Here is a 12,186-nt window from a genome sequence, read left to right as displayed (position 1 = left end):
GGAAGCTTTGAAACGAAGGAAAACATTGTGAAACTCGAACTTCGAGGCATCACCAAGGTTTTCGGTCCGCTCGTCGCTAACGACAACATAAACATCACCGTCGAGCCTGGGGAGATTCATGCTCTTCTTGGTGAAAATGGTGCGGGCAAGTCAACTTTGATGAATGTCCTTTACGGTCTCTACCAGCCAGATGGCGGTGAGATCCTGATTGATGATAAGCCAGTTCATTTCAGCGGCCCCGGAGATGCGGTCGCAGCTGGCATTGGTATGGTGCACCAGCACTTTATGCTGGTCCCTGTTTTTACAGTGGCAGAATCTGTGGCCCTCGGCTACGAGCCCACTGGAGCACTTGGCGTTATAAATAAGGCCAAGGCACGCAAACTGGTTAACGAGCTCTCGGCTCGTTTCGGTTTTGATATTGATCCGGATGCGCGCATTGAAGATCTCTCGGTTGGCGCACAGCAGCGCGTGGAGATCATTAAGGCACTGTCGCGCGAGGCCAAGGTTTTGATTTTGGATGAGCCCACTGCAGTGCTCACGCCGCAAGAAACCGATGAGCTCATGGACATCATGGTTCAGCTTAAGGAATCGGGTACTTCAATCGTGTTCATCACCCATAAGCTACGTGAGGTGCGAGCGGTTGCAGACCGAATCACGGTGATTAGGCGCGGCAAGGTTGTTGGTGAGGCGTCCCCGCAGTCTACAGAAACCGAATTGGCCTCCCAGATGGTTGGCCGCCCCGTCAAGCTTGACGTTGATAAGAGTGAGTCAAAGCTGGGCGAAGTGGGCCTATCCGTTTCGGATCTGTCGGTTGTAAGCGAAGAGGGTAATATCCTGCTCGACCGAGTGAACCTAGATGTTCATAAGGGCGAAATCGTCTGTGTAGCGGGCGTGCAGGGCAATGGTCAAACTGAGCTTGCCGAAGCGATCCTCGGTGACATTGAACCAAACTCCGGCTCCATTAAGATCAGCGGTGAAAATCTTGCCGCATTCACTATCAAGGAGCGTTTGCAGAAGAAGGGCCTCGGCTACGTGCCGGAAGACCGGTCAACGAACGGTATGATCGCCTCGTTCTCGATCGCAGAGAACATGATTCTAGACGTTTACGATCGGGCCCCCTTTGCGAAGGGCATCAATATGTTGCCCGCGGTGGTGGAAGAACACGCGGAGAAGCTACGCGACATGTTTGACGTGCGCGTGACGTCCATCCACGATCCGATTTCAACGCTTTCTGGTGGTAACGCGCAGAAGGCTATCTTGGCACGTGAGCTTTCGCGCGATCTAGATGCCCTGGTGGCGTCACAGCCCACCCGCGGCCTCGACGTTGGTTCCATCGAGTTTGTGTACGAGCGCATCGTGCAAGAACGCGACAACGATACCGCTGTCCTGGTGATCTCTACCGAGCTTGACGAGGTGGATGCGCTTGCTGATCGTATTGCGGTTATGTACCGCGGCAAGATCGTGGGCATTGTTCCGGCTGGAACGCCCCGTTCTGTGCTCGGCCTCATGATGGCTGGTGTGCCTCTTGAAGAGGCGTAGGCGCAGGCTCATACAACGAAGATTGAGGAGGCTGGCGAATGAGTCAGGAAACAAATCCGCAGCCGACCGACCAGAAACGCTCCGGTGAGATTCACGGGCAAGAGCGCGAAGTTGAGAAGCCGACTGGAAAGAAAGCGGAATCTGACAAGGTTCCATTTGGGAGCCGGCTGACGCAGCGCCTGTTCTCTATCAATACGGCCGTCATCGTAGGTGCTATTGCTATTGCACTGGTGCTCGGTGCGTTGATCGTTGTGATCTTCAACGAGGACGTACAAACCGCTGCCGGTTATCTTTTTGCGCAGCCGTCTGATTTCTTCCAAGCGGCCGGCTCTACGTTCCAGAGCTTCTTCTCGTCACTGTTTAGAGGCTCGATCTACAACTACGAGGCAGATTCTTTCTCGGTTGGTATTAAGCCTCTTCTTGAGACGCTAACCCGTTCGGTGCCACTGATCATTGCCGGTCTTGCAATCGCGGTTTCGTTCCGTGCAGGCCTGTTCAACATCGGCGTGCAGGGCCAGCTGATCATGGGTGCTTTTGTGGGCACAGTAGTGGGCATGCACCTGCACCTTCCGATTGTCCTGCACCTCATTGTTGCGATCGTGTGCGCTGTTTTGGGTGGTGCTCTGTGGGGCGCTATCCCGGGCTTCTTGAAAGCAAAGGTTGGCGCAAATGAAGTTATCGTGACCATCATGTTGAACTCTATTGCTCTACTGTTCCTCTCGTGGACGCTGAGCCAGGAGTTCATGAAGGGTGATGGTTCGGCAGGTAAGTCAATGTACGTTGCCGACACGGCCACGTACCCGAGCCTGCTCGGCTCCAGCTACCGTCTTGATCTTTCATTCATTATCGCGATCCTCGCCGCCGTATTCGTATGGTGGCTCTTAGAGCGCTCCACGTTCGGTTTTGAGCTTCGCGCCGCAGGTGCAAACCCGCACGCAGCGCGTACGGCCGGCATATCCGTTCCGCGCGTCATCTTCTTGACGCTTGTCATTTCGGGTGGCCTCGCCGGTCTTGCGGGTACAGCTCCCGTATTGGGCACCGAGAAGTTCCTTACCGGCGCTACGGCCGGATCATACGGCTTTGACGCAATCACGGTTGCGCTGCTTGGTAAATCGACGCCGCTTGGCACCGTCCTCGCGGGCATCCTGTTTGGCGCACTCGCTGCAGGTGGTTCCACCATGCAGGCAGCCGCTGGAATTCCTGTGGACATCGTTCAGGTCACGCAGGCGATCATCGTTTTGTTGATTGCTGCATCTGAAGCAGTTCAGTACTACCGCAACAAGCGAAAGGTGGCTGCGCGAGCCTCGGCTGGAGCTAAGAAGGAGGCCGCAAAGTGAGCACTGAAAGCGTAGTTCAACACAAGAAGGCAGGCGACGACATTCGTCTGAAGATGCAGTTGCGCGATCCGATCGCAGCAACAGTAATGGCAGTCCTCACGCTAATCATCGCGCTCACCACCAAGGGAGACTCAACAGTCTCGTGGGCGGGCGCAACCTCGTGGTTTACCATTCCAGATACCACTTTGCCGGCCGGTCTGACCGCGTGGATCATGGTACTAATCGCAGTACCCGTAACCGGATACATCTGGTATCTGGCTAAGGAACGCAAGCACGTAAACGGCTGGCTACTTGTAGCTGTGGCGGTACCATTCGTGATCGCATTCTTGCTCTCCACCATTGCGGGCAAGGACGCACACCTGCCGGCCGTGTCGCTGCTGACCGGCGCTCTAGCATTCGCTACGCCGCTCGTATTCGGCGCGCTCTCGGGTGTAGTCAACGAACGTTCAGGCATTATCAACATTGCGATTGAAGGTCAGCTCCTATTCGGTGCTTTCCTTGGCGCGGTTGTGGCTTCCGTTGCGGGCAATCCGTACTTTGGCCTCATTGGCGCGCCAATCGCTGGCGCTCTAGTTGCGGTACTACTGGCACTGTTCACTATCAACTTCCGCACCGATCACATCATTGTGGGTGTTGTGCTGAACATGCTGGTGGTTGGTCTAACTTCGTTCCTTTACTCCACGGTTCTGAAGTACAACGCGGAGACTTTGAACTCGGTTAACCGCCTGCCGAACTTGAAGATCCCCGTACTTGCGGATATTCCGGTAATTGGCCCGATCCTGTTCAACCAGTCGATCCTCGTTTACCTTATGTTCCTCACGGTAATCATCCTGCAGTTCATGGTCTTCAACTCCCGTTGGGGCCTGCGCATGAGGGCTTGTGGCGAGCACCCGCGTGCCGCTGACACCGTGGGTATCAAAGTTAACCGCACGCGTTGGATGAACGTGCTATTGGGCGGTGCTCTTGCCGGCCTGGGTGGCGCATTCTTCACGATCGGTCAGGGTCTCGCGTTCTCTAAGGACATGGCTGCCGGCAACGGCTTTATTGCCCTGGCGGCAATGATCCTGGGACGTTGGAACCCGAAGGGCGCATTCGGTGCGGCCCTCCTGTTCGGCTTTGCCACGAACCTGGGTGCGATCATGCAGGCCGTTGGCTCAAATGTTCCATCCGAATTCCTGCTCATGATCCCGTACGTGATTACGATCCTCGCGGTTGCTGGCTTCGTCGGAGTCGTCCGCGCGCCTGCCGCAGAAGGTAAACCGTACCCGTAAACCGGAATCAATTAGCCGTTAGCCCCCAATATTTTTTGGGGGCTAACGGAGCACCCTAAGGAAAATCATGACTGAGATTAATGATGAAGTCTGGACCAAGCTGTATGAAGCAGCGGTAGCTGCGAACAAAAGAGCTTACGCTCCCTACTCGAACTACCGGGTTGGCGCTGCCGCACTCGTAGACGACGGGCGCATTGTTACTGGTTGCAACGTGGAGAATGCGGGCCTGGGAGTCACGCTATGTGCCGAATGTGGGGTGATTTCCGACCTCATTAATGGAGGTGGAGGCCGCCTCGTCGCATTCACGTGCGTAAACCAGGAGGGCGACCATATCGTGCCGTGTGGCCGGTGTCGGCAAATCTTGTACGAGCACGGAGGCAAGCAGCTACTTATGAAGATGCCTCGGGGTATCCAGACGATGGCCGAGGTCCTCCCGGACGCGTTCGGCCCAGACGACCTCGACGAAGTTGAAAGGTCATAGCATGAAGAAAACTTTTGACGCTGTAGACGTTATCCGTCACAAGCGTGACGGTGGGGAACTAACCCCCGAAGAAATTGATTGGATCATCGATGCGTACACTCGCGGTGACGTGGGTGAAGAGCAGATGGCTGCCATGGCGATGGCGATCTTCCTAAACGGAATGACGCGCGCGGAGATCGGACGCTGGACGCTCGCAATGATCAATTCCGGTGAGCGTATGGACTTCAGCTCGCTTCCGCGCCGCACCGCAGATAAGCACTCTACGGGCGGTGTCGGAGACAAGATCACTCTTCCGCTCGCTCCGTTGGTAGCTGCATTTGACGTGGCTGTCCCGCAGCTCTCTGGCCGCGGACTCGGGCACACTGGCGGCACTCTCGACAAGCTAGAGTCGATTCCCGGCTGGAGGGCAAACCTATCCAACCAGGAAGTCATTGACATGCTGGCCGGCCCCGGATGCGTGATTTGTGCAGCTGGTTCAGGCCTTGCCCCCGCCGATAAGAAGCTGTACGCGCTTCGCGACATCACTTCTACTGTGGACTGCATTCCGCTGATTTCTAGTTCGATCATGTCGAAGAAGATTGCGGAGGGCACCGACTCACTCGTTTTGGACGTGAAAGTCGGTTCGGGTGCGTTCATGAAGGATCTCGACAAGGCGCGCGAGCTTGCCCGCACAATGGTTGATCTTGGTACTGATCATGGTGTTAAGACCTCCGCGCTCCTGACCGACATGTCTACTCCGCTTGGTCTTACGGTTGGTAATGCCCTCGAAGTGCGCGAGTCTGTTGAGGTTCTTGCGGGCGGAGGCCCAGCCGATGTTGTTGAGCTGACCGTTGAGCTTGCTCGCGAGATGCTCACCGCTGCTGGCAAGCCTGATGCGGATATTGAGGCCGCATTGAAGGACGGCCGTGCAATGGACCGTTGGAGAGAAATGATCAGCGCCCAGGGTGGTGATCCGGATGCTCCGCTACCGGTTGCGAAGGACACGCACGATGTTGTTGCCGAACGAGATGGGTACCTAACCCGCCTCGACGCACTTTCAGTTGGCGTGGCTTCCTGGCGTCTTGGCGCGGGTCGTGCTCGCGCTGGCGAGGACGTTCAGGCGGTTGCAGGCATCGAGCTTCACGCAAAGCCGGGTGACAGGGTAGTTAAGGGCCAGCCGCTCATGACGCTACACACGGCAACACCAGAGCGTTTTGAGCGCGCACTGCAGACGCTGGAAGGCGGCTACGCCATCGGCGATGAGAAGCCGGCTGAGCGCGCCTCCGTGGTGCTTGATCGGATTAGCTAACCGATGCATAGGCAGGCTACGGATACGACGTGTGGCATTGCGGCCGCCCTCCAGGTGGCTTCAAAACACGTGCCTTCGGTCAAGAAGTATGTGGACATGAACGCGGCCGAGGCAGCTTTGCAGCAGGAACGCGTTCACCGCATCGCCTCGCGCATGGGAATGCCCTGGCCGAGAAGTTTGGGCACTTCTCCTTGGGCGATGACGAGCCTGCTAAGTCGCGCTACGGGCCTAAAGTATCGGCGATACGCATGGATACCAGGCATTGAGGATTTGGCGTTGTCGGCCCTTAAACGAGGCGAGGACGTCGCATTCTTCACGGGCGGGGGAACACTGAAGGTTAAAGAACCGTGGTGTTTTGCAGATGTGATTCCCCGCCACGTGATTACCGCCTCTATGAGGGGCAACCAGATAGAGATTTTTGAGCCCGCTGAGGGCAAATATTGGACGATGGAGTGGAGCGGTTTTGTTGCTCGCTCTCGCTCTTGCACACGCGAGCGCGCGTTTGGGAATTGGCAACGCGTACTCGTTGCTGTTATACCGAAAGGAATGTAAAAGAAAATGAAGCGTGCAGAACTTGCAAAAATGATTGATCACACCCTGTTGAAGCCGGAGTCGACGGCAAAAGACGTCGAGGCATTGATTGAGGAAGGCGCGCAGCTGGGTACTTTCTCGGTGTGCGTCTCGCCAAACCAGTTGCCGATTGAGGTTCCCGAGGGCCTAAAGGTTGCCGTGGTTTGTGGTTTCCCTTCGGGCGCGCACATGCCTGAGGTCAAGGCCGCGGAGGCTCGCCAGTCGGTTGAGCTGGGCGCGCAGGAGATCGACATGGTTGTGAACTTGAAGCTCGTTAAGGAAGGTAAATTTGACGAGGTGGAGGCCGACATCCGCGCTGTTCGCGAAGCTAGCGAGGGTGCGCTGTTGAAGGTAATTATCGAGTCTGCTGCGCTGACGGATGAGGAGATCGTGGCTTGCTGCAAGGCGTCCGAGGCAGCGGGCGCTGACTACGTGAAGACCTCCACGGGCTTCCACCCGGCCGGTGGCGCATCGGTCCACGCTGTGAAGCTGATGCGCGATACCGTGGGTGATCGCTTGGGCGTTAAGGCTTCGGGTGGTATCCGCGATACCAAGACCGCGCTCGAAATGGTCGCGGCTGGCGCTTCCCGCCTGGGTCTATCTTCGTCGAAGGCTATCCTTGCGGGCATGGATGATTAATCTGAGCTAACAAGAGTTTGGGCCGGGCATGTGCAATGCCCGGCCCAAACTTGTGCGTATCTACTGGCGTTTAGCTGCTAAATGCCGAGCGCGTCGCGCATGTCTTTCTTCATGAGCTCGAGGCGGCGATCGGCCTCGTCTCGAATGTCGTCCATGCTGGCGCCCTCGGGAACCTCAACAATGGTTTCGAGGTAGCACTTGAGCTTTGGTTCCGTGCCGGATGGGCGGGCCACAACGCGGTCGCCGCGCTCGGATAGGAACACGAGGCCGTTTGTGGGCGGAAGTTCCGGGGATCCTTCCGACAGGTCGGTCACGGACGCCAATGGAGAGCCGGCAAGCTCCTTCAGGCTGCCTCCGCGTAGGTTCTTCATACCCTTCGGAATGAGGGAGAGGTCCGATACGCGGATGGACAGGGGCGCGGTTGCGTATAGGCCGTGGCGGCGTGCGATGTCGTTCAGCGCCTGCAGTAGCGACGAGCCGGCGGCCTTGCGCTCAGCTGCCATCTGGGCGAGCTCTAGGCATGCGGTGATACCGTCTTTGTCTCGCACAAAGTCTGGGTCAACGCAGTATCCCAGGGCCTCCTCGTAGCCGAACACAACGCCGGGCACGCGCGAAATCCACTTGAAGCCGGTCAGTGTCGCCTTGTAAGCCACGTTGTAGTGCGCGGCGATTTGGGACAGCAGGCGCGAAGACACTATGGAGTTGGCCACCACCGCGTCGGTTCCGGCGTGTTCGCGTACTGCTTTTTCACCCAGCAGGGTGCCTACCTCGTCACCGGCCAGCTGACGCCAGCCGCCTTCGGCACGCGGATCCTTGATGGCGGCTGACATGCGGTCCGCATCCGGATCGTTGGCGAGGATGAGATCCGCATCAATCTTGCGTGCGAGTTCATAGGATAGGTCCAAGGCGCCGGGTTCCTCCGGGTTCGGGAACGCAACAGTGGGGAAGTCCGGATCTGGATCGTGCTGTTCTTTGACGATGTGCACGTCCTCGAAACCGCCGCGGTGAAGTGCTTGGAGGCAGGTGTCGCCACCCACACCGTGCATGGAGGTGAGGACGATGCGCAGGTCTTTTGCTCCTGCGGGGACTAGCGATGCGGCCCGAGTCAGGTACTCGTTCAGGATGTCCTTGCCCAGGGTTTCCCAGCCGTCCTCGGCAATCGGCACGGCCTTGATCGACTTTACGGCCTTGATCTGGTCGAAAATCTGCGCATCGAACGGAGGTACGATCTGCGCGCCTTGGCCCGAATCGCTGACGGCGCGTCCGCCCAGGTACACCTTGTAGCCGTTGTCTTGGGGCGGGTTGTGCGATGCCGTGACCATGACGGCCGCGTCGGCGTTTAGGTGGCGGAGCGCAAATGCGGTGACAGGCGTGGGTAGGTGCTGGTCGAACAGGTAGACCTTCCCGCCGGCCGCAGTTGCGATGCCGGCCGTGTCTTTTGCGAACTGGTCGGATTGGTAGCGGGCGTCGTAGCCCACAACCAGGGTGAAGTCGTCTCCAACTTTTTCTTTGAGGAAGGCGACGAGGCCGGCGGCCGCGCGGATAACAACTGCGCGGTTCATGCGGTTGGGCCCGGCCCCAAGTTTGCCGCGTAGACCGGCGGTGCCGAATTCGAGGGTTCCGTCGAAGCGGTCGGCCAGCTCAGCTTCAGCTTCGTCGCTTCCTTCTCCGCCGGCCTTGTAGGTGGCGATCAGGCCTTCGATTTCGGCTCTCGATTTCTTGTCCGGATCGTCGTCGATCCACTGTTGGATTAGGCGTTCATTGAATGTCGCCATGGGTTTCCTTCCGGTAACAGCGCGTGCGCTGGGGCGCCCGGTCGGGCGCTATTAAAGGTTGCGGACAATGTTGGCAAGCAGGTCCGAGATGCGTGGGCCTGCGGCTTGTCCGGCTTCGATTACTTCCTCGTGTGATAGGGGAGTTTTTGAGATTCCTGCCGCTGGGTTGGTAACGAGGGAAATGCCGAGAACTTCCATCCCCGCCTCGCGCGCGGCGATAGCTTCAAGTGTAGTTGACATTCCAACCAGGTCAGCGCCCAAAACCTTCGCCATTTGCACTTCTGCGGGGGTTTCATAGTGGGGCCCGCGGAACTGGCAGTAGACGCCTTCGGGAATGGTGGGGTCAATTTCGTGGGCGAGGTCACGAAGCCTATGCGAGTACAGGTCGGTCAGGTCAACGAAGGTTGCCCCTTCCAGGGGTGAGGCTGCCGTGAGGTTAATGTGATCGCTGATGAGCACGGGTTGGCCCGGCATCCATTCTGGGTGCAGGCCGCCGCACCCGTTGGTTAGCACCGCGATTTTCGCGCCGGTTGCCGCAGCGGTTCGGATACCGTGCGCCACGGCGCGTACGCCGCGTCCTTCGTAGTAGTGCGTGCGTGAACCGAGCACGAGCGCGTGCTTGCCGCTGGGAAGCTCGATGGAGCGGGTTAGACCCACGTGGCCTTCAACTGCGGGCTTGGAAAAACCAGGAACTTCGTGGGCGGGAATCTCGGCTACGGTTTTGCCGATGAGTTCGGCTGCTCCGCCCCATCCGGATCCGAGTACGAGGGCGATGTCGTGCTGCTCGACGCCGGTGCGATCCGCGATATATTTCGCTGCTTCTTCAGCGTTTTCAAAAGGGTCATTAACGTCTAGTTCATTGTTTCGGCTGGATTCATTCATAACCATATATTTTACTGGAAAATTGTGATGGTGAACCATTTGATAGGTAACAATGGGGGAGCAACCTATTAATTTATGTGAGGGATTGATCGTATGACTAGCGTCGAGCACGCCGCAGATTCAGGTTCGCACCGCCTTGGGGCTGAGCCGGCAGCGTCGCCGGTTAGAGAGGGCTCGAAGGTTGTAATTATTGGCGGCGGGCCGGGCGGCTATGAGGCCGCAACGGTTGCGGTTCGACTTGGAGCCAAGGTCACGCTGGTGGAAGCCCAGGGCTTGGGAGGCGCGGCAGTTCTGACGGACGTGGTGCCGTCTAAGACGCTGATTGCTACCGCGCAGTGGCTGACGCAAACAGAGCAGGCGGAAGAGCTCGGTATTGGCGTGGGCACGGATAACCCCACGGCTGATTTGATGAGGATTAATGAGCGCGTGCGCGCTTTGGCAAGCGCCCAGTCTCTAGACATTCGTGCGGGCCTCGAGGCCCTTGGCGTGAACGTGGTTGATGGCGTGGGCAAGATTGGGGCTTCGCTACTTCCCGATGGCACTCGCGAGGTGTTCGTGTCGAAGGGGTGGGACGCGGCCGCTGGGGATCAGATCGAGATGACGCTACGCGCTGACGTGGTGTTGATCGCCACGGGGGCTCGCCCGCGCGCATTGCCCGGCTCGCCGTTTGATGGCGAGAGGATCTTGAACTGGGTGCAGCTGTACGGCATGAAGGAGCCTCCGGAGCATTTGATTGTAGTCGGCTCGGGCGTGACGGGCGCGGAGCTAGCGGGCGCCTACCAGGTGCTTGGCACTAAGGTGACGCTGGTGTCCTCGCGTGATCGCGTGCTACCGAATGCGGATGAGGACGCGGCCCGCTTGATCGAAGACGTGTTTGAGCGGCGCGGAATGGTGATCAAAGGCCACGCGCGCGCCAAGGCCGCTAGGCGCATAGGGGAGGGCGTTGAGGTTGAGCTGGAATCGGGCGAGGTTCTAAGCGGATCCCACGTGCTGATAGCGGTTGGTTCGGTGCCCTCCACGAAGGGGATTGGGCTTGAGGGGGCCGGAGTTCGTCTAACTGAGCGCGGTCACGTTGAGGTTGACCGGGTCTCGCGCACATCCGCCTCGCACGTGTATGCGGCGGGGGATTGCACGGGCGTGTTCCCGCTGGCTTCGGTGGCTGCACAAATGGGGCGCATCGCAATGTGGCATGCCCTTGGCGATGCAGTGACGCCCCTGGATGTGTCCCTCGTTGGCTCCACTATTTTCACCCTGCCCGAGGTTGCCACGGTTGGCATGACCGAAGAACAGGCGAGGTCGAATCACATGAACATCAAGATCGCGCAACTTCCTATTGCGCGTAATCCGCGGGCAAAAATGCAGGGCGTTCGAGATGGTTTTGTGAAGATTTTTGCCGAAGCGGACACGGGAGTGATCACGGGTGGCGTGATCGTTTGTGAGCGCGCATCGGAGCAGATTTTCCCGCTTACGCTCGCGGTGACTCACCGTATGACGGTTGATCAGCTGTCTTCGGCATACACGGTTTATCCATCGATCTCGGGCACTTTGTCCGAGGTCGCCAGAATGTTGCACTGATTGTGAGGGAAATGTGAGCCCAAAAACGAAACGTCCAACCTACCGGCGCGGCCCGCTCCTCTACAGGGGTCGGCAGGTGCCTAAAGAAACCACTGATGCGCACCTGCTGAGACCGCAGTTAGATGCGGATTGGATTCATTCGGATCCGTGGCGCGTCCTTCGTATTCAGTCCGAGCTCGTGGAGGGTTTTGGCGCGCTTTCAGAGGTAGGCCCCGCGATTTCAGTGTTCGGTTCGGCGCGCACACATCACGAGAGTGAGGATTACGCGGTTGCACACAAGATGGGCCGGATGCTTGCCGAGCGGGGCCTGGCTGTGATTACGGGTGGCGGCCCAGGAACCATGGAGGCTGCGAATAGGGGCGCGGTTGAGGCAGGCGGAGTTTCGATTGGCCTCGGCATCGAGCTACCTCACGAGCAGGGCCTGAACAAGTGGGTTGATTTGGGCGTGAACTTCCGCTACTTCTTTACGCGCAAACTCATGTTTGTGAAGTACTCGCAGGGCTTTGTGGTGATGCCGGGTGGTTTTGGCACGTTTGATGAGCTGTTTGAAGCGCTCACGCTGGTGCAAACCGAGAAGATTCGCCGTTTCCCGATTGTGCTGGTTGATAGCTCCTACTGGGGCGGTCTGGTGGATTGGTTGCAAAACGTGATGGTGAAAGAGGGAATGATTAATGAGGAGGACATGGATCTGATCCACCTCGTTGATACGCCCGAGCAAGCCATGACTGTGATTGAGAAGTTCCTCGCTGACGACATTGAACAACTGCATGATCAGCGCATGTGAATGTGACCAGTAGCAGTGTGAATGCGGGCAGTTTTGCGCTCTCTC

The 12,186-nt window shown here is 58.0% G+C and carries 11 protein-coding genes; 9 read left to right on the top strand and 2 right to left on the bottom strand.

Annotated features, from left to right (window positions below):
* The first annotated feature begins 27 nt into the window (after positions 1-27).
* The 7 genes from BQ7114_RS04710 to deoC all read left to right on the top strand — a co-directional run bounded on the left by BQ7114_RS04710 (position 28) and on the right by deoC (position 7,125).
* Complete coding sequence (locus BQ7114_RS04710; RefSeq protein ID WP_072342640.1) at positions 28-1,539, top strand: ABC transporter ATP-binding protein; 1,512 nt, start codon at positions 28-30, stop codon at positions 1,537-1,539.
* Between the two features lie 38 nt (positions 1,540-1,577).
* On the top strand, positions 1,578-2,876 hold the full coding sequence (locus BQ7114_RS04705) for an ABC transporter permease (protein WP_072342637.1): 1,299 nt from the start codon (positions 1,578-1,580) through the stop codon (positions 2,874-2,876).
* Complete coding sequence (locus BQ7114_RS04700) at positions 2,873-4,147, top strand: ABC transporter permease (protein WP_072342632.1); 1,275 nt, start codon at positions 2,873-2,875, stop codon at positions 4,145-4,147. Before BQ7114_RS04705 ends, BQ7114_RS04700 begins: the two co-directional genes overlap by 4 nt.
* Before the next feature lie 67 nt (positions 4,148-4,214).
* A complete protein-coding gene (locus BQ7114_RS04695) occupies positions 4,215-4,628 on the top strand; it encodes a cytidine deaminase (RefSeq protein ID WP_072342627.1) in 414 nt (137 codons plus the stop codon).
* A 1-nt stretch (position 4,629) separates the two neighbouring features.
* A complete protein-coding gene (locus BQ7114_RS04690; RefSeq protein WP_072342620.1) occupies positions 4,630-5,916 on the top strand; it encodes a thymidine phosphorylase in 1,287 nt (428 codons plus the stop codon).
* Positions 5,917-5,919: 3 nt separating this feature from the next.
* Entirely contained in the window at positions 5,920-6,468 is a 549-nt protein-coding gene (locus BQ7114_RS04685) for a hypothetical protein (protein WP_072342617.1), read from the top strand.
* Positions 6,469-6,474: 6 nt separating this feature from the next.
* Positions 6,475-7,125, top strand: a complete 651-nt coding sequence (gene deoC / locus BQ7114_RS04680) for a deoxyribose-phosphate aldolase (protein WP_072342614.1) — start codon at positions 6,475-6,477, stop codon at positions 7,123-7,125.
* Positions 7,126-7,202: 77 nt separating this feature from the next.
* Here the strand turns inward: deoC and BQ7114_RS04675 are convergent, their stop codons facing one another.
* Positions 7,203-8,900, bottom strand: a complete 1,698-nt coding sequence (locus tag BQ7114_RS04675; protein ID WP_072342611.1) for a phospho-sugar mutase — start codon at positions 8,898-8,900, stop codon at positions 7,203-7,205.
* A 51-nt stretch (positions 8,901-8,951) separates the two neighbouring features.
* Entirely contained in the window at positions 8,952-9,782 is an 831-nt protein-coding gene (locus tag BQ7114_RS04670; protein ID WP_072344805.1) for a purine-nucleoside phosphorylase, read from the bottom strand.
* A 93-nt stretch (positions 9,783-9,875) separates the two neighbouring features.
* Between BQ7114_RS04670 and BQ7114_RS04665 the strand changes: the two genes are divergently transcribed.
* Entirely contained in the window at positions 9,876-11,357 is a 1,482-nt protein-coding gene (locus BQ7114_RS04665) for an NAD(P)H-quinone dehydrogenase (RefSeq protein ID WP_072342608.1), read from the top strand.
* Positions 11,358-11,433: 76 nt separating this feature from the next.
* Positions 11,434-12,141, top strand: coding sequence for an LOG family protein (locus BQ7114_RS04660; RefSeq protein ID WP_195906714.1), 708 nt, complete (start codon positions 11,434-11,436; stop codon positions 12,139-12,141).
* Positions 12,142-12,186 lie beyond the last annotated feature (45 nt).

This window comes from Actinomyces urinae (genome assembly GCF_900119695.1).
GTDB lineage: Bacteria > Actinomycetota > Actinomycetes > Actinomycetales > Actinomycetaceae > Gleimia > Gleimia urinae.
The sequence above is the reverse complement of the archived record's forward strand: the minus strand, read 5'-3'. Positions and strand labels throughout refer to the sequence as shown.

Bases quoted from the DNA above. Each gene is read 5' to 3' on its own strand.
- BQ7114_RS04705 (WP_072342637.1), top strand. From the start codon at position 1,578: ATGAGTCAGGAAACAAATCCGCAGCCGACCGACCAGAAACGCTCCGGT.
- BQ7114_RS04695 (WP_072342627.1), top strand. From the start codon at position 4,215: ATGACTGAGATTAATGATGAAGTCTGGACCAAGCTGTATGAAGCAGCG.
- BQ7114_RS04690 (WP_072342620.1), top strand. From the start codon at position 4,630: ATGAAGAAAACTTTTGACGCTGTAGACGTTATCCGTCACAAGCGTGAC.
- BQ7114_RS04685 (WP_072342617.1), top strand. From the start codon at position 5,920: ATGCATAGGCAGGCTACGGATACGACGTGTGGCATTGCGGCCGCCCTC.
- deoC (WP_072342614.1), top strand. From the start codon at position 6,475: ATGAAGCGTGCAGAACTTGCAAAAATGATTGATCACACCCTGTTGAAG.
- BQ7114_RS04675 (WP_072342611.1), bottom strand. From the start codon at position 8,900: ATGGCGACATTCAATGAACGCCTAATCCAACAGTGGATCGACGACGAT.
- BQ7114_RS04670 (WP_072344805.1), bottom strand. From the start codon at position 9,782: ATGAATGAATCCAGCCGAAACAATGAACTAGACGTTAATGACCCTTTT.
- BQ7114_RS04665 (WP_072342608.1), top strand. From the start codon at position 9,876: ATGACTAGCGTCGAGCACGCCGCAGATTCAGGTTCGCACCGCCTTGGG.